The organism is Streptomyces sp. NK15101 (assembly GCF_020400725.1).
Taxonomy (GTDB): domain Bacteria; phylum Actinomycetota; class Actinomycetes; order Streptomycetales; family Streptomycetaceae; genus Streptomyces.
This window is the reverse complement of record NZ_JAINVG010000021.1, coordinates 35,950-52,415: the sequence shown is the minus strand read 5'-3', so window position 1 is coordinate 52,415 and position 16,466 is coordinate 35,950. Positions and strand designations below refer to the sequence as shown.

Annotated in this window: 13 protein-coding genes; 6 read left to right on the top strand and 7 right to left on the bottom strand. The window is 74.8% G+C overall.

Annotated features, from left to right (window positions below; all coding sequences use genetic code 11):
- Positions 1-15: 15 nt before the first annotated feature.
- Both K7G60_RS14340 and K7G60_RS14335 read left to right on the top strand, forming a co-directional pair.
- A complete protein-coding gene (locus K7G60_RS14340) occupies positions 16-1,656 on the top strand; it encodes a serine/threonine-protein kinase (protein WP_225801272.1) in 1,641 nt (546 codons plus the stop codon).
- Positions 1,653-2,258: a hypothetical protein gene (locus K7G60_RS14335; protein WP_225801271.1), complete on the top strand. Its 606-nt coding sequence runs from the start codon at positions 1,653-1,655 to the stop codon at positions 2,256-2,258. Before K7G60_RS14340 ends, K7G60_RS14335 begins: the two co-directional genes overlap by 4 nt.
- Here K7G60_RS14335 and K7G60_RS14330 read toward each other — a convergent pair.
- From K7G60_RS14330 to K7G60_RS14320, 3 genes are all read right to left on the bottom strand, one after another.
- On the bottom strand, positions 2,239-2,991 hold the full coding sequence (locus tag K7G60_RS14330) for a peptidase E (RefSeq protein WP_225801270.1): 753 nt from the start codon (positions 2,989-2,991) through the stop codon (positions 2,239-2,241). The two genes, K7G60_RS14335 and K7G60_RS14330, sit on opposite strands and share 20 nt — an antisense overlap.
- Positions 2,988-4,454: a hypothetical protein gene (locus tag K7G60_RS14325; protein WP_225801269.1), complete on the bottom strand. Its 1,467-nt coding sequence runs from the start codon at positions 4,452-4,454 to the stop codon at positions 2,988-2,990. The genes K7G60_RS14330 and K7G60_RS14325 overlap by 4 nt, the downstream gene beginning before the upstream one ends.
- 260 nt (positions 4,455-4,714) lie before the next feature.
- On the bottom strand, positions 4,715-5,875 hold the full coding sequence (locus K7G60_RS14320; RefSeq protein ID WP_225801268.1) for an Lrp/AsnC family transcriptional regulator: 1,161 nt from the start codon (positions 5,873-5,875) through the stop codon (positions 4,715-4,717).
- 59 nt (positions 5,876-5,934) lie between these two features.
- Between K7G60_RS14320 and K7G60_RS14315 the strand changes: the two genes are divergently transcribed.
- Entirely contained in the window at positions 5,935-7,182 is a 1,248-nt protein-coding gene (locus K7G60_RS14315) for a M20 family metallopeptidase (protein WP_225801267.1), read from the top strand.
- Between the two features lie 2 nt (positions 7,183-7,184).
- Positions 7,185-8,633: an MFS transporter gene (locus K7G60_RS14310; protein ID WP_225801266.1), complete on the top strand. Its 1,449-nt coding sequence runs from the start codon at positions 7,185-7,187 to the stop codon at positions 8,631-8,633.
- A gap of 49 nt (positions 8,634-8,682) precedes the next feature.
- Here K7G60_RS14310 and K7G60_RS14305 read toward each other — a convergent pair whose 3' ends face one another.
- Positions 8,683-9,354, bottom strand: coding sequence for a response regulator transcription factor (locus K7G60_RS14305; RefSeq protein WP_225801265.1), 672 nt, complete (start codon positions 9,352-9,354; stop codon positions 8,683-8,685).
- Between the two features lie 52 nt (positions 9,355-9,406).
- Entirely contained in the window at positions 9,407-10,489 is a 1,083-nt protein-coding gene (locus tag K7G60_RS14300) for a HAMP domain-containing sensor histidine kinase (protein WP_225801264.1), read from the bottom strand.
- A 157-nt stretch (positions 10,490-10,646) separates the two neighbouring features.
- Here K7G60_RS14300 and K7G60_RS14295 point away from each other — a divergent pair, with 157 nt between their 5' ends.
- Together K7G60_RS14295 and K7G60_RS14290 are read left to right on the top strand one after the other, a co-directional pair.
- The gene (locus K7G60_RS14295) at positions 10,647-12,182 is read left to right on the top strand and encodes a DUF1349 domain-containing protein (RefSeq protein WP_225801263.1); all 1,536 of its coding nucleotides are present in this window, start codon (positions 10,647-10,649) and stop codon (positions 12,180-12,182) included.
- A gap of 234 nt (positions 12,183-12,416) precedes the next feature.
- On the top strand, positions 12,417-14,063 hold the full coding sequence (locus K7G60_RS14290; protein WP_225801262.1) for a TROVE domain-containing protein: 1,647 nt from the start codon (positions 12,417-12,419) through the stop codon (positions 14,061-14,063).
- Positions 14,064-14,095: 32 nt separating this feature from the next.
- Here the strand turns inward: K7G60_RS14290 and K7G60_RS14285 are convergent, their stop codons facing one another.
- Entirely contained in the window at positions 14,096-15,697 is a 1,602-nt protein-coding gene (locus K7G60_RS14285) for an MFS transporter (protein ID WP_225801261.1), read from the bottom strand.
- A 230-nt stretch (positions 15,698-15,927) separates the two neighbouring features.
- Positions 15,928-16,413 carry a MarR family winged helix-turn-helix transcriptional regulator gene (locus K7G60_RS14280; protein WP_225801260.1) on the bottom strand — a complete coding sequence of 162 codons (486 nt, stop codon included), beginning with the start codon at positions 16,411-16,413 and terminating at the stop codon, positions 15,928-15,930.
- Between the last annotated feature and the right edge of the window lie 53 nt (positions 16,414-16,466).

Here is a 16,466-nt window from a genome sequence, read left to right as displayed (position 1 = left end):
CGAAGGGGGACGGGGATGAGCGCATGGGTGGTCCCGGGATACACCGAGACCCGGGAGCTGGGGGCGGGCGCCGGCGGACGCGTGGCGCTGGCCACCCACGACGCGACCGGCACGCCGGTGGCCGTCAAGTACCTCGGCGAGCGGCTCCGCTCGGACGAGGCCTTCGTCCGCGGCTTCCGCTCCGAGGCCCGGCTCCTCGGAGCCCTCGACACCCCGCACGTCGTCGGGTTCTACGAGTACGTCGAGGCGCCCGGGGGAGCGGCCATCGTCATGGAACTGGTGGACGGCGTCGCGCTGCGCGCCCTCCTCGCCCGGGAAGGGGCGACCGGACCCGAGGCCGCCCTCGCGGTCCTCAAGGGTTCGCTCCTCGGACTCGCCGCCGCGCACCGGGTGGGCGTCGTCCACCGCGACTACAAGCCCGAGAACGTCCTCGTCGCCGCCGACGGGTCCTCCAAACTGGTCGACTTCGGAATCGCGGCCGGGCGGGACAGCAGACCGGGCATCGCCGGGACGCCCGCCTACATGGCACCCGAGCAGTGGAACGGCGCCCCCGCCTCGCCCGCGGCCGACGTCTACGCGGCGACCGCGACCTTCTTCGAGTGCCTGACCGGGCGCAAGCCCTTCGCGGGGGACAACTTCGCCGAACTCGCCCTCCAGCACCTGGAGGCGCCCGTACCCGACGGACAGGCACCGGAACCGCTGCGCCCGCTCATCCGCCGCGGCCTCGCCAAGGCCCCGCACGAACGGCCGGAGAACGCGGACGCGTTCGTCAGCGAACTGGAGTCGGTCGCCACCGCCGCGTACGGCCCGGACTGGGAGGAACGCGGACGGGGCCGGCTCGCGGCACTCGCCGCGCTCCTGCCGCTGCTCTTCCCCTCTTCGGGCGGTACGGCCCAGGGCACGACGGCGCTCGCCACGACGACCCTGCCCGCACCGCCGCCGCGCCTCTGGCGACGCCTCCCCCACGGGCTGCCCGCGGCCGCGGCGGCCCTCGTCCTGGCCCTCCTCCTCGCCCTCGCCGCACGGGCCGGGGAGGAGCAGGCGGCCGGGGACGAGGCCGTCCAGGCCTTCGCGACGACGAACACGTCACCGAGCGCCCGCCCGCCGGACCCGAGCACGGCCCCGACCCCGACCCCGACTTCGACGACCCGGGAACCCTCGCCGACCCCGTCCTCGGAAACCCCCGGACCCCCTTCACCGACCGGCACGACGACCGAGCCGACCACGACACCACCGACCCCGCCCACCACGACGGAGCCGGCGCTCCCGCCCACCACGCCACCCACGACACCGCCCACGACCCCACCGACCACCCCGCCGACGACGCCCCCGGTCTCCGTCACGGCCGTCTCGGTCACGAGCCTGCGCCAGGTCGGGCCGACGGACGCGGAGGCCACCGTCGAGATCACGACGGACGGAACCGGACCGGTGACGCTCCTCGTCGAGTGGTTCACCGGCGACGAGAAGGGTGCGCCCGGCACGCCGGACGGCTCGGAGGCCGTCCGCCGCGAAGGGGCCGACCGGTACACCCTCACGCTCCCGCACGCGGTCCGGGGCCCCGGCTGCTACTGGGGAGTGCGCGCGACCACGGACCCCGCCGCCGCGAACGGCGGCTCCCTGCAGCAGATCTTCATCCGACGGTGTGTGATCACGTGAACGACGACGACTACAGCGCCACCGAACTGGGCAGCCACTGGTTCGAGGGCCCGACACCGGACCCCACACCCGACCGCGTCGAGGGCGAAGTGCTGCGCTTCGGCCCGGGAGTGACCGCGGCCGCCGTCCGGCGCGCCGAGAACACCCCGACGGCGGCCCAGATCTGGCACGGCACCCTGCCCGGCGCCCCACCGCCCGGCCGGCCCCGCGGGCGCCGGCCGCTCCGGTACGTGCCCGCGGCGGTGATCCTGCTCGTCGTCCTGGCCCTCCTCGCCTGGCGCGAGTACGGCCCCCGGGTCGCGGTCCGATCCGTCGCGGTCACCGCGCCCGAAGGGCCGCTCGGCTGCGACGGCACGGCGAACGTGCTGGGCGTCGTACGCACCGACGGCCGTCCGGGCACCCTCACGTACCACTGGGAACGCAGCGACGGCACCCGCTCGGCGCCCCTGCGCGAGACCCTGGCCCGAGGTCAGGAGGAGGCCCGGCTGCACCTCCTGTGGACCTTCCAGGGCCGGGGAACCCACCGTGCCGTGGCCCGTCTGGTGATCACGTCCCCCTCCAGCCACACGGCGGAGGGCGGCTTCACGTACCGCTGCGGGTGAACCCGGGGGGAGGGGCGCCGAGAAGACGGCAGGGCAGGGCCCGCTCCCTCACTCCGCCGTCCTCGTCCGGCTCCACCCGGTACAGCCGGGCCTGCGGGGCGCGGCTCACCGCGTCCGTCGGCAGGCCGTCCGTGAAGAGGACGCCGACGCCGTCCTCCACCGCCCAGCCGCCGGGAAGCGCGCCGGCCGCCACGGCCGCCCGATAGGAGGCGCGCCGTCCCGGCTCGCTGTCGTAGTGGGGGCAGACCGAGCCGGGCAGCAGCCCGAGGCCGTCGGCCAGATGCGTCAGCGGCCCGAAGGAGTCGGTGTGCGATCCCTCGGCCCAGCAGTTGGCACCGGCGCTGATCCCGCACAGCAGGGTGCCGCGGTCGTAGGCCTCGCGCAGCAGGCGGTCCACGCCGTGCGCCCGCCACACCGCGAGCAGGTTCGCGGTGTTGCCCCCGCCCACGTACACGACGTCCTGAGAGAGCAGGAAAAACCGCAGACCGTCGTCGTCGAGCTCGCGCCGGAACAGGGAGAGCACACCGGGTTCACAGCGGCGTGACCGGTACGCCGCGAGGAACCGCTCGACGTAGCCGGGGGCGTCCCCACTGGCCGTGGGGACGAAACAGACCTTGGGCCTGTCGCAGGCCACCTGACCCAGCACCCAGTCGTCCAGCAGACCGTCGTCGTCGGTGGAGAAACCACCACCGAGCAGAACGAGACGAGAACCGTGCCCGGAGCGCCGGCTCATCCGGCGACGATCCGTTCCATCAGCGTCACCGGCAGCGCCTGATTCTCGGCGGCGGCGCCGGCGAGCGTCTCGTCGGGACCCTGCAACAGGGACTCCAGGACCGTTACCGGGAGGGCCGGGTGGGCGGCCGCGTACCGTCGTACGTCCGGGTCCTCGGCCACCAGGCAGAGCAGCAGCGTCTCCGCGGACGCGGCCGGGTGGCGGGCGATGTCCCGCAGGACGCGGCGGCCGACGGTCGGGTGCGCCGCCACGCGGTGCAACAGGGCGGCGGGGCAGCCGGGGTGGCGGGTGACGGAGCCGAAGACCGCGGGCCCGTGACGCTCCAGCAGTTCGGCGAGCTTCCGGGGAGCTGTTTCCGGGCGGGCCGCGATCCGCCGGGCCACCCCCGAGTCCGGGTCGGCGGCGAGCTGCTCGGCGAGGTCGTCCGGAAGCCGGGTCCGGTCGGCGACGAGCGCCCTGACCTGCGCCACCCGGCTGGCGGCGAGAGAGCGGACCTCGGCATCCGTGGCAGCTTCGACGCGGGGCACCGGCTCGTCTGGCAGCCGTTCGTGCGAGGCGACGGTGACGAGCAGGTCGAGCGGGACGGCGGGGTTCTCGGCGACGGCCCGGCGGACCTCCGGATCGAGGTCGGAGGCGAGCGTGCGCAGAAGGGGTTCGCGGACGGCGGGGTTGGCGGCGACCACGGCGCGGACGTCGGCGGCCGGGTGTTCGGCGAGCCGGTCGAGGAAGCCGGCCGGGAGGTCGGTGCGCGCCGCGAACGTCGTGACCGCATAGACCTCGGGAGCGTCCAGGAATGCGGCGAGTCCCGCCGGCGGCACGGCCGGATGGCAGGCCGCCGTCAACCGTACGCGCCGCACGCCGGGCGCGTGGTCGGCGCAGGCGGCTTCGCGCCGGTGGCAGGCGCCGCAACGGGTCGGAGCCGGATGCCCGCCGTCGGCGAGGAGTTCGGCGAGGAGCGCGGCCGGCGCGTTCTCGTTGCCGGCGACGGCCTCTCGTACGGCGGTACTGGGGTGGCGGGCGAGCCGTGGGAGCAGCGCGGGCGGGAGGCACGAGTTCCCGGCGGCGCTCTTCACGACCCTCGGGTCCGCGTCGTCGGCGAGGGCGGCGAGCACCTCGGCGGGTGCGTCGGGCTCGTAGGCGACTTCCTGTCGTACTTCGGCGGCGGGGTCGGCGGCGGCTTCCCACCAGGCGGCAGGCGGAGCCGCCCCGCCGAGTACCGCGTCCAGAGCGCGTCCGGGGTGGCCTTCGGGAACGTCGGACCACGGGACCAGCCCGAGCCGCACCAGGCGGCAGGTGAGCGTGGGGTCGCCGACGGCGAGCAGGGTTCTGACCTGATCGGTGCTCAGCTGCTCGCGCCCTGCCAGTGCGTGCAGGACGTCCTCTTCGCCACCCGCCACGAGCCGGTCGAACAACTCGGTGGTCAGCGCCGGATTCTCGGCCAGCCCCAGCAGCGCGTCCCGCACCCGTTCCTCCTCGGCGGTTCGGTGTTCCGTCGCCCGATGCAACAACACGGGTGGTCGGTGAGTCCACCCCATATCGTCGGTGTGCGGGTGTGGGGAAGGCCCGTGTGCGGCGGGAGCGGTCGCGCACTACGCCGGGCCGGCGAGCCCCCGCCCTCACCGACGGACTCGTCGGCGTCCGCCCCGACGACCGGCGCCGCCTCCTCGCGGCCTCGGTGAGGGCGGACGGGCCGGCCCCGCGGGCCTGTGGGAGCGGCTCGTCCTCACACCGACGGTGAGCGACGGCCGAGGTCCCCCGAGTGGGCCGCCGCCGGCTCCGCGCGCGGCGTGGCGAGCCGGCGGATCAGGTCCGCCTCCGAGCGTTCGGCGGCCGGGTCGTGCCAGAAGGCCACGGGTACGCCCCGGATGCGGCGGCCCCGCGGATCGAGGATCTGACCGGCCAGCTTGAGGGGCCAGAGCGTCACGGCCCGGTCGGCGACGGTGAGTTCGGGGAAGCGTGCGTACAGGCGGGCCTCGAAGGACGGCAGGTCCTCCACGGAGCGCAGCCAGACGGTCAGCAGCAGGTTGTGCGGGCCGGAGAGGGAGGCGCAGAGGCGCGTCTCGCGCTGGGTGACGAGCTGCGCGGTGATCCGGGCCGTCGCGTCGGGCGGCGCCACGCCCCAGAAGGTGACCGCGACCGGCCAGCCGGAGAGGCAGCGGGCCACCTCGCAGCGGTAGACGAGGGCGTCCGCGCGGTGGAAGCGGTCGAGCCGCCGCCGCACCGTGCTCGCGCTGGCCCCGCTGCTCCGGGCGAGGGCGGCGACCGACTGCCGGCAGTCCTGTGCCAGCAGGGCGAGCAGACGGTGGTCGAGGTCGTCGGCGGAGGACAGGCCCCGGCCGATGCCGGTGCTCCCGCCGGACGCGTCCTGCGCCAGGTTCTTCCGGCTTCCCGGAGCGAGCCGGTCCAGGCGCCAGCGGCTGCCGACGGCGTGCACGGTGGAGGCGATCTGCGACCGGGTCGCGGCCACCCCGGGAAGCGCCTCCAGGCGGAGGCCCACATAGCGGGCGAGCGCCGCCTGGTCGGGGAACGCCGCGGTGAGGACCAGGTCCCGCGAGCCGGTGACGTGGTCGATGGTGATGAGGTGCGGGTCGTCCACGATGGCGGCTGCCACCTCGTGCAGCCTGCCGGAGACGCAGTCGACCTCGATGACCGCCACGGTCGGCGGAGTGGGCCCGATCCCCGCGGGGTGACAGCTCATCCAGGCGTGACCCGCCTCGGTCAGCCGCTTCCAGCGGCGCGCCGCCGTGGAGGCCTCCACGCCGACGGCCGCGCCGATCTGCTCCCACCGGGCCCTCGGCGAGGTCTGCAGCGCCGTGATCAGAAGATGGTCGAGCTCGTCGAGAACGTCGGAGGCGGTGGACGATTCCAGCAGAGGAATACTCATGGATGGTGGTTTCCTGCGGATGATCTCCGTCATTGATGCGGATGGCCACGATACCCCCCATGGATCTGCTGCACGACGCACACGCCCTCGCACCCGTCCTCACCGCACTGCGCCACTCCCTGCACCAGGAGCCGGAGCTGGGCCTCGACCTTCCCCTCACCCAGGCGAAGGTGATCGCCGCCCTCGACGGACTGGGCCTGGAGATCACCCCCGGCCGGGCCCTCACCTCGGTCACGGCCGTCCTGCGCGGCGGACGCCCCGGCCCGGCGGTCCTGCTGCGGGGCGACATGGACGCCCTCCCCGTCCGGGAGGACACCGGCCTCCCGTACGCCTCCGCCCTCGACGGCCGGATGCACGCCTGCGGACACGACCTGCACACCGCCGGACTCGTCGGAGCCGCGCACCTCCTGGCGGCCCGCCGCGAAGAGCTCGCCGGCGACGTGGTGTTCATGTTCCAGCCGGGCGAGGAGGGGCAGGGCGGCGCCAGGATCATGATCGACGAGGGGGTGCTCGACGCCGCGGGAGAGCGGGTCGTCGCCGCGTACGCGCTGCACGTCGTCTCCCGGGGCGCCCCCACCGGCTTCGCGGCCACCCGGCCGGGCCCCATGCTCGCGGCCTCCGACACGGTCCACGTCACCGTGCGCGGCGAGGGCGGCCACGGCTCGTCGCCGCACGCGGCCACCGACCCCGTGCCCGCGCTGTGCGCGATGGTCACCGCCCTGCAGACCCTGGTCACCCGCGAGATCGACATCTTCGACCCGGCCGTCGTCACGGTCGGCCGCCTGGAGGCCGGCACCGCGCCCAACGTCATCCCGGAGTCGGGCCGCTTCTCGGCCACCGTCCGGACCTTCTCCGACGCCTCGCGGGCCACCGTCCGCGCGGCGTTCGAACGGACCGTGCACGGCATCGCCGCCGCCCACGGCGTCCGCGCGGACATCGACTACGTCCACCAGTACCCGCCGACCGTCAACCACGACGGCGAGGCCGCGTTCGCCCTCGCCGCCGCCCGGGACGTCCTCGGCGAGGACCGGGTCCTCCCCGCCCCCACCCCGCTGGCCGGCTCGGAGGACTTCTCCTTCGTCCTGCGCGAGGTGCCCGGGGCGTTCCTCGGACTCGGTGCCTGCCCGCCCGGCACCGACCCCGGCACCGCCCCGATGAACCACTCGCCCCAGGCCGTCTACGACGACGGCGCGCTGCCCCACGCCGCGGCCCTCCTGGCCGGCCTCGCCGTCCGGCGGCTCGCCCTCGCCACCGCCGATGCCCCTTCCGCGGTCGCCGACCCGGCCGCCCCCACCGCGCAGGAGTGACGATGACCCACACCACCAGTCCGAGAGGACCGGTCACGAAGCGGTCCGCACCCGCCGTCACCGCCGTCGTCGGCCTGCTCGTCTTCTTCGAGATCACCAGCGGTGTCGTGCAGGCCGGGATCGCCCCGCTCCTGCCCGACCTCGCCGCGCACCTCGGCGTCGACGCCGTCGACACCAACTGGATCGTCTCGGTCCAACTCCTCGCGGCCGCCGTGTGCGTGCCGCTGTTCGGACGCCTCGGCGACCTCCACGGCCACCGGCGCATGCTCCGGATCGCGCTCGCCCTGACCGCGGCCGGCACCCTGCTCGTGGCGCTCGCGGACCACTATCCGCTGGTGCTCGCCGGAAGGCTCCTCCAAGGGCCGCTCGCCGCACTGCTGCCCCTGGAGATCGCCCTCGTACGGGACCGGCTCCCCGTGGCGGAGGCGCGGCGGGCCATCGCCCTCCTGGTCGGTTCGCTCGCCCTCGGCTCCCTGGCGGGCGGCGTGGCGATGGGCCTGCTCCACTCCGCCGTGGGCGACCTGCGGCCGGTCCTCCTCGTACCGGCGGTGCTCGCCCTGATCTGCGTACCCGTCTCCTTCGTCGCCGTGCCCGAGTCCGCCCGGCGGGCGAGCGGCCGGGTCGACTGGCCCGGGGTGACGCTGCTCGGCACGGCCGTGCTCGCCCTGCTGAGCGGCGTCGGCGCCGCGGAGGACGGAGGCTGGGGCAGGCCCGCGGTCCTCGGCCCGCTCGCCCTCGCGGCCGCACTGCTGACCGCCTGGGTCCTCGTGGAACTGCGCGCCGCGGAGCCGCTGGTGGATCTGCGGGCCCTCGCCGGCCGCGAGGCGGCCCCCTTCTACCTGGGGGCGTTCCTCTTCGGCATCTTCTACTTCGGCAGCCAGGCACCCAACGCCACCTTCTTCGCCGCCGATCCGGCGGCCACCGGGTACGGATTCGCCATGTCCGCCCTGGCGATCTCGCTCGTCTCGCTGCCGGGCTACGTCGCCGCCGTGCTCGGCTCCTTCGCCACCGCGGCCGTCGCGCGGCGCATCGGCTACCGCCCGGCCCTGGTCGGGGCGTTCGTCCTGGTCGCCACGGCGTTCCTCCAGTACGCCGTGTTCCACGACGAGGTGTGGCACATGGCGGCGGGATCCTTCTTCCTCGGCCTGGGCATCGGCCTGGCGCTCGGCGCCATGCCCACGGTGATCGTCGAAGCCTCGGAGCCGTCCCGCACCGGCATCGCGGCCGCCCTCTACAACAACGTCAAGACCCTGGGAGGCGCGGTCGCCGGCGGCGTCTTCGCCTCGCTCCTGGGCGCGTTCACCTCCACGGCCACCGGGCAGCCCGGCGAGAACGGCTACCGCGCCGTCTGGCTCGCCGCCGCCCTCTGCGCACTCCTCGCCGCCGCCCTCAGCGCACTGGCCCGCCGCCACGAGGGAACGCCCGGGGCGGAGGCCACGCCGACGGGGTGACGGGAGCCGCGCGGGACGCGCCGCTGCCGCGGGAGCCCCGTCAGCCCCGTCAGCCGGCCGGTGCGTCGGCGATGCGATAGCCCACCCCGGTCGTCGTGGTGATGACCGGCGGGCCGCCCAGCTTCCGGCGCAGCCGGCCGACGGTGACCGTCACGGTGTTGGTGAACGGATCGGCGTTCTCGTCCCAGACCTGCTCCAGGAGGTCCTCGGCGCTCAGGAACCCCGGACTGGCGAGCAGGAGCGCCTCCAGGACGGCGAACTCCTTGACGGACAGGGCGAGCGGCCGGCCGTCCCGGAGGGCGGTGCGGCGCACCGGGTCGAGTTCGAGACCGACGGCGCGCAGCGTACGGGCCCGGGCGGCCGGCCTGCGGCGGGCGAGGGACCGGACGCGCAGGACCAGCTCGGGGAAGTGGAAGGGCTTGGCGAGGTAGTCGTCCGCCCCGAGGGTGAGGCCGCTGACCCGGTCGTCGGGCGCCCCGGCCGCGGTCAGCATCAGCACCGTCGGACGGTCGTCCCGCCCGGTGATCATCTGACAGAGCGCGTCACCGTGGATGCCGGGCAGATCCCGGTCGAGGACCACCACGTCGTACGCGTTCACGTCCAGCTTGGCGGCGGCCGTCAGGCCGTCGTGCGCGAGGTCGACGGCCATCCCCTGATCCCGCAGTCCCTCCGCGACGACCTCGGCGAGCGACCGCGCGTCCTCCACGACCAGAACCCTCACGCCGTCACCTCCGCCGTCACCGTGACACCCTCCGGGGCGGCCGACGGCAGCGTCACCGCGACGCGCAGGCCGCCCTCCGGACGGGCCGCAGGACGAGACGGCCGCCGTGCGCGGCGACGATCGCGGCCACGATCGACAACCCCAGGCCCGAACTCCCCTCCGAGCCCGTGCGGGCGGTGCCCAGCCGCTCGAACGGCCGTCCCAGCCGGTCGACTTCGCCCTGGTCCAGGACGCGCCCACCGGTCTCGACGACCAGCCGGGCCCCGGAGCCGTCGCCGTCGGCGGTGACCCGGATCCAGCCGCTCTCCTCGTTGTGCACGATCGCGTTGTCGACGAGGTTCTGCACCAGCCGGGACAGGAGCGCCGCGCCGCCCCGCGTCCAAGCCGCCGACCGGACCTCGGTGCGGAGGGCCAGGGCCTTCGCGGCGATGTCGGGGGCCCGGGCACCCAGCGCCTCCCGCGCCAGCTCGCCCAGCGACAGGAGCGTCCGGTCGGCGAAGGCGCCGTGCTCGGCACGGGCGAGGAGGAGGAAGCCGTCGAGCAGGTGGTCCACGCGGTCCAGCTCGGTCCGGAGGCGGCCGGCGAGCGCGAGGGTCTGCGCGGCGGGCTCCGGCTTGGCGACGGCCACGTCCAGCGACGCCCGCATCGTCGCCAGCGGCGTGCGCAGCTCGTGCGAGGCGTTGCCGACGAAGCGGCGCTGCGCGACGAACGACGACTCCAGACGTTCGAGGAGGCCGTCGACCGTGTCGGCGAGCTCCTTCACCTCGTCGGCAGGACCGGTCACCGCGAGCCGCTCGTGCAGGTTCTCCGCGGAGATCCGCCGCGTCGCCGCGGTGATGAGCCTCAGCGGGCGCAGGACCCGGCCGGCCAGGACGCGCCCGAGCAGGAGCGAGAGGCCCGCCGTCACCACCAGGGCGACGAGCGAGGCGACGACCCACCGGTCCTGCTGCTGCCCGTGCAGGTCCGCGAGCTGCGTCTGCAGATCCCGGATCTCCTGCCGGGCGGCGGCGAGGTCGGACGGACCGCCCGGGACGCCCGTGGACGGGGGCGCGGGCGCGGACAGCCGGACGCCGGACACCAGGTGGGTCAGGGCGAGCAGCACGATCCCGGACCCGAGGAACCCCGTGGCGTACAAGATCGTGAAGCGCCTTGCGACAGTCCCGCCCCGCAGCATGTCCCTGCTCCTCTTCCCGCCCGTGTCCGGCCGGACCCAGCATCCCCCGCCGCACCTAACAGCGGGGTGACAGGCGCCGTTCGGACCACGTCACGCCGGCGTCCGTAGAACCGTGGTCATGTCTTCGACCAACGACGTCCTCCACGCCGTCCGCCGGGAGTGGACCGGCTTCCGCCGGCCGGGCCGACTGATCGCCATGGCGACCGCCGCCCTGGCCGTCATCGCCCTCGGTCTGCTCTACGCCTCCGGCAACCACGCGTCCTGCGACGGCCCGTGCCCCGCCGCTCCGACCGGGCCGGACGGCTCCCTCGTCCACGACCAGTTCTCCTTCATGCACCAGGGCCTCGGCCGGAACGGCGGCATCACGGTCCGGCTGACCTCCATGACGGGCACGATCACGTACCCGCCGCCCCACCACGACCGGATCGTCCCGGGCCTCGTGCCCTGGGCGAAGGCCGGAATCATCGTCAAGGACGGTGTCCGCCAGGGATCCTCGTACGCGGCGCTGATGGTCACCGGCGGCCACGGCGTGCGCATGCAGTACGACTACCGCCACGACATCGCGGGCAGCGCCGGCGGGGTTCCGGCCGGCTCCCCCCGCTGGCTGCGGCTGACCCGCTCGGGCGACACCGTCACCGGCCACGAGTCCGCCGACGGCGAGCGGTGGACGAAGGTCGGCACGGCACGGCTGCCGGGGCTCCCCGCGACCGTGCGGATCGGCCTGTTCGCCACTTCTCCCGGCGACCTCACCCTACGGCCCGTCGGCCTCGGCGGAACCACGGAACAGGTGCGCTGGACCCAGGCCGGCGGCGTCTTCGACCACGTCGGCCTCAAGGGCACGGACACGGCCGGGGGCTGGCGGAGCGACACCGTCGGGGAGGCGAACCGGACCGACTGGGAGAAATCCCGCCAGGCGGCCGGCGCGGTGGAGAAGGACGGCACGATCACCGTCACCGGCTCCGGCGACATCGGGCCGTCGGGCGCCGAGGACGGCGCCCGGCCGGCCGAGCGCACCCTCGGCGGCCTGGCCCTCGCGCTGCTCGTCGTGCTCGTGGTCGCGGTCCGGCTCGCCACCACCGCGTACCGCCGCGAGGCCACGGGGGGCGCACCCGTCACCCGTGTGGAACTGGCGGCGAAGGCGACGGTCGTCGCGGCCGTCACGTTCGTCACCGGCCTCCTCGCCCTGGGCGTCGTGATGCCCGCCGGCGTGGCGGTCCTGAAGGGGAACGGCATCCCCGTCATCGGGACGTCCGCCCTCACCGGAGCCCGCGTCGTCGTCGGCACGGCCGCCGCGCTCGCCCTCGCCGCCGTCCTCGCCCTCGCCGTCGGGGCCCTGCTGCGACGCGCCCGGGCCGCGATCCCCGCCGCCGTCCTGACGATCGCGCTCCCGTACGTGGTGACCTCCTTCCCGCTGCTCGCCGACGGCCCGTCACAGTGGCTGCTGCGCGTCACCCCGGCCGCCGGCTTCGCCACGCAGCAGACCCTCGTCGCGTATCCGCAGGTGGTCGCCCACTACGCGCCCTCCACCGGCTACTTCCCCCTTCCCTGGTGGGCCGGGGTCGGCGTGCTGAGCGGGTACGCGGCGATCCTCCTGGCCCTCGCCCTGCGCCGCCTGCCGGGGAGCGGGGCGCGGCGATCGACGCCGCGGGGATAATCGCTGGTGCGCGGGCCGACGCGCGCTGTACGTTGGCCCCGCGACCGCGCCTCCGATGCGCTCGGCTGCGGCTACTTCCTTCGAATCCAAGTGATGCCGCCGCCCTTCTGGATCTCGGTGGGCGCGGGCGCCTTCGCCCCCGCCGGACGTCATGGCCGGGGCCGTCCGACCCTTTGAATCCGGGAGGGTTCACTGCCCCGTCACACCCCGCGCGTCTCCAAGGTCTGGTCCGAGATGCTCGTGGCCCCGCACGTCTCGGCGGCCGCCCGCGCCATGCCCCCGTCACCACCACGGCTCCACCGCGGTTCCGCCGGGCCGGAGTTCCGCACCCACGCGGGCGGCCCGGCCTTCGTCCGGGAGCCCCGCGACGAGCTCTTCCTCCTCGCGGTCGGCAACCTCGTCTCCCAGCGCACCTTCTACGAGACCGGCGTCGAGCGGGACGACCGGTACACCCGTCTCGTCGGCGAACTCGCCGTCGAGGACCCCGAGTGGACGGCCGGTCTGCTGCGCTGGCTGCGCGGCGAGGGCAACATGCGCACGGCTTCCCTGGTGGGCGCCGCCGCGTACGTGCGGGCCCGGCTGGAGGCAGGGGCGTCCGGAGGCCCCTCCAACCGGTCCGTGATCGACTCGGTGCTCCAGCGCGCCGACGAGCCCGGCGAGCTGCTCGCCCACTGGATCTCGGCGTACGGGCGGAACGTGCCGCAACCCGTGAAGCGGGGCGTCGCCGACGGTGTGCGCCGCCTCTACACGTCCCGGTCCCTGCTCAAGTACGACACCGCGACCGAGGACTTCCGCTTCGGCGACGTGCTCAACCTGGTGCACGCCTCCCCGGATCCGGCCAAGCCGTGGCAGGGCGCGCTGTTCCGGTACGCCCTGGACCGCCGTCACCACCCGGAGCGGGCGGTCCCGCCGGCCTCCGACCCCCTGCTGACGGCGCGTCGGGCGCTGGCGGAGACGGCGGTGGACGAGCGGAGGGCCGTGGTGACCGGACCGGACGGCCCCGCGCGGCTGGCCGCGGCCGGCATGACGTGGGAGGCCCTGGCGGGCTGGCTCCACGGCCCGATGGACGCCGCCGTGTGGGAGGCCGTGATCCCCACGATGGGCCCGATGGCGCTCCTGCGGAACCTGCGGAACTTCGACGAGGCGGGGGTCTCGGACGAGGTCGCGGCCCGGGTCGCCGAACGGCTCTCGGACGCCTCGGAGGTGGTCCGGTCGCGGCAGTTCCCCTTCCGCTACCTGGCCGCCCACCGGCAGGCGCCCTCGCCGCGCTGGGCGGCCCCGCTGGAACGGGCCCTCGGCCATTCCCTGGCCCGTGTGCCCGCCCTGCCCGGCCGGACCCTGATCCTGGTGGACCGGTCCGACTCCATGTTCTGGGACACCGTCTCCGAGCGGTCCGAGCTGACCCGGGCCGACGCGGCGGCCGTCTTCGGCACCGCGCTGGCCATGCGGGCCGAGCAGGCGGATCTGGTGGAGTTCGGCTGGGGCAGCGCGGAGGTGCCGTTCGCCCCGGGCGAGCCGGTGCTCGACGTGCTGAAGCGCTTCCGGAGCATGGGAGGCACCTACACCGCGAAGGCGGTGCGCAAGCACTACCGGGACCACGACCGGGTCCTGATCGTCACCGACGAGCAGGTCGCCCCCTACGAACCCGTCGGACCGACCGAACCGGTCCCGGCCGACATCCCGGTCTACACCTGGAACCTGGCGGGATACCGGCCCGCCCACGGCCCCACGGGCCCCCACCGGCACACCTTCGGCGGCCTCACGGACGCCGCCTTCCGGATGGTCGGCCTCATCGAGGCGGGCCGTGCCGCTCGTTGGCCCTGGACGGAGGGGGCGGAGGGTGTGCCGGTGGGGGCCGAGGGGGCGGCCGGTCAGGGCTGACCCGGCCGCCCTTCCGGCCCGGCCGACCTCGCCTACCGGCCGGTGGCTTCGGGAGCGCGTCGGCGTACGCCGGCGGCGGCCACCAGGGCGCCGAGGACGCACAGGGTCCCCGCGACGAGCACCGAGGTGTGCACGCCGTTCATGAACGCCTGGTGACCGCCTTCGGTGACGGCACTCCTGAGCGTCGCGGGCATGTCGGCCGTGACGGGCGCGACGCCCATGGCGACGGCGTCCTTCGCCTCGTACAGACCGGCGACGACAGGCGCGGGGACCCCGGCGGAGGCGAGCTCGCCGGTGAGCGTGGTGCCGACGCGGCCACTGATCAGGGAGACGAGGACGGAGGTGCCCAGCGCGCCGCCGATCTGCAGGGCGGTGGCCTGGAGGCCGCCGGCCACGCCGCCGTCCTCGACGGGGGCGTTGCCCACGATGGCGTCGGAGGAGGACGCCATCACCGTGCCGACGCCGAGGCCGAGCGCCACGAACGGCGGCCACAGCACCGCGTAGGAGGAGTCCGGGCTCCAGCCGAGCATCACGAAGCAGGCGACGGCCTGCAGGCCCATGCCGAGCGGCATCGTCAGCCGGGGGCCGAAGCGCTCGGTGAGCGCGGCGCCCAGCGGGGACGCGATGACGGAGGCCAGGCTCAGCGGCAGCGTGCGCACGCCCGCCTGCACGGGGGAGAGGCCGCGGACGTTCTGCAGGTAGATCATCACGAAGAAGATCACGCCGAGCAGCACGAAGAAGTTGAGAGCGGTGATGCCCGTGCCGATGGTCAGCGCACGGTTGCGGAACAGCCGCATCGGCAGCAGCGGCGAGGCGACCCGCGTCTCGTACCGGCCGAAGAACAGCAGGACCGCCACGCCGGCGACGACCGCGCCCACCGTGCCGGCCGAAGTCCAGCCCCACGTCTCGCCCTTGACGACGCCGAACACGACGGCCAGGAGGCCCAGGGCGAGGAGGACGACACCGGTGAGGTCGAACTTCTCCCGCGCGGCGGCGGAGTTGCGGCTCTGCGGCAGGACGGCCGCGCTGAACGCCAGCGCGATCACGCCGATCGGGGCGTTGACGTAGAAGACGGACTCCCAGCCGACGTGCTCGACGAGCAGGCCGCCGACGATCGGCCCCAGGGCGGTGGAGACCGAGGAGACCATGGCCCAGATGCCGACCGCCATGCCGAACTTCCTCGGCGGGAAGACGGCGCGGAGCAGGGCGAGGGTGTTCGGCATGAGCAGGGCGCCGAAGAAGCCCTGGACGGCACGGAAGGCGATGACGCCCTCGACGGATCCGGCCAGGCCGATGGCGACGGAGGCGAGGGTGAACCCGGCGACGCCGATCAGGTAGAAGGTGCGGCGGCCGAAGCGGTCACCCAGCTTGCCGCCGAGGATCAGGGCGGCCGCGAGCGCCAGGAGGTAGGAGTTGGTGACCCACTGCAGCTCGGCCGTGGAGGCGCCCAGGTCACGGCCGATCTCCGGGTTGGCGATGGCGACGACCGAGCCGTCCAGCCCGACCATGAAGAGCCCGAACGCCACGGCGACGAGAACGAGCCACGGGTCGGCGCGGCGGCCGCCGGTCCGCTCGACGGCGGGCCCGGCGTGGGCGGGCGGGGCGGTGGAGGTGGCAGGGGTGGCGGAGGGCATGAAAGTGCCTGTCCTTACGTGTGGCAGGGAAAGGGGACCGCAACGGGACGGGCCCGCCGCGGTGAAGGGGGAAGGGGAGCACCGGCGCACGCACGTCAGGACGGCAGCGCCGGGCCCGGCGGTGTGCCCAGGGCACGCGGGACCGGCCCGGAGCGTGCTTCAGGACATTCGGAACCGGCCCTGAGTGTGCTCAGGGCGCGAGGCGCCGGCATCCGGCCCGGCGCCGCAGCTCAGCGCGTGGCGCGGTGGAGGTGCCGGCTGAGTGCGTTGAGGGCGCCCAGGGCGGAGCCGAGGGCGTCCCGCTCCGCGTCGCTCAGCGCGCGCAGGGCGCGGGCCACGTGCCCGCCCATGAGGTGCTCGACCTCGGCGATCTCCCGCCGGGCGGTCGCGGTGAGGTGCAGGTGCGCGACCCGCTTGTCGGCCGGGTCCTGCCGGCGTTCGAGCAGTCCCCGCTCGGTCAGCTGCCCGACCAGCGCGCTGACGTTGTTCGGCTTCATCAGCAGGGCCTCGGCGGCCTCGCGCACGGTGATCCCGTCGTACGCCTCGACGTGGCGCAGCAGCGCGAGCTGCGCCTCGGACGGCTTGGCGGGCTTGGAGTGCGTGTCGTCCAGGTCCACCTGCCGCTCGACGGCCCGGGCCAGCGCGGGGAGGCACGCCACCAGCGCGGAGGCCACGCGGCGGACGTCCTCGTCGGAGGCGCTGTTGTTCACGGACACGCCCGCACTTTAGATACGCGCGGATAGGTATGTCAACATACCTATCTGCCGCT